Source organism: Acidovorax delafieldii 2AN (assembly GCF_000175235.1).
Classification (GTDB): domain Bacteria; phylum Pseudomonadota; class Gammaproteobacteria; order Burkholderiales; family Burkholderiaceae_C; genus Acidovorax; species Acidovorax delafieldii_B.
Map to the genome: position 1 here is coordinate 1 of NZ_ACQT01000631.1, position 536 is coordinate 536.

Consider the following 536-nt stretch of genomic DNA (forward strand, 5'->3'; position numbering starts at 1 on the left):
CGTGGGCTATGCGGTGCCGGGCGCGGTGATCGTGGTCGGCCTGCTGCTGCCTGTGGGCTGGCTGCAGGCACGTGTTCCGCAGTGGGGCGTGGGGGCGCTGGTCACCACCACGGCTGTGGGCATCGTGTGGGCTTACCTGGTGCGGTTCTGCGCCGTGGCCCTGCAGTCGGTGCAGAGCGGCTACGCCCGCATTCCCGTGAGCCTGGACGACTCGGCGCGCATGCTGGGCGCGGGCAGCGGCCGGCTGATGGCCCGCGTGCACTGGCCCCTGCTGCGGCGCTCCACGGCCGCTGCAGCGCTGCTGGTGTTCGTGGATGTGATGAAGGAACTGCCCGCCACCATGGTGCTGCGCCCCTTCAACAGCGACACCCTGGCCGTAGTCGCCTACCAGCTGGCGCGCGACGAACGCCTGGGCGAGGCCGCGTTGCCCTCGCTGGCGCTCGTGGCGGTGGGGCTGGTGCCGGTCATTCTGCTCAGCCGCACGCTGCGCGCACGCCACTGAAGGCGCGCGGCGCGGGCGCTGCCGCCACGGTGCT

General features: G+C 72.8%; 1 protein-coding gene. It reads left to right on the top strand.

Annotation, left to right across the window (positions count from 1 at the left end):
- Positions 1 to 502, top strand: a 502-nt coding sequence (locus ACDELDRAFT_RS23455) for an ABC transporter permease (protein WP_040330951.1), incomplete at its 5' end; no start/stop codon positions are given.
- Positions 503 to 536: the final 34 nt, after the last annotated feature.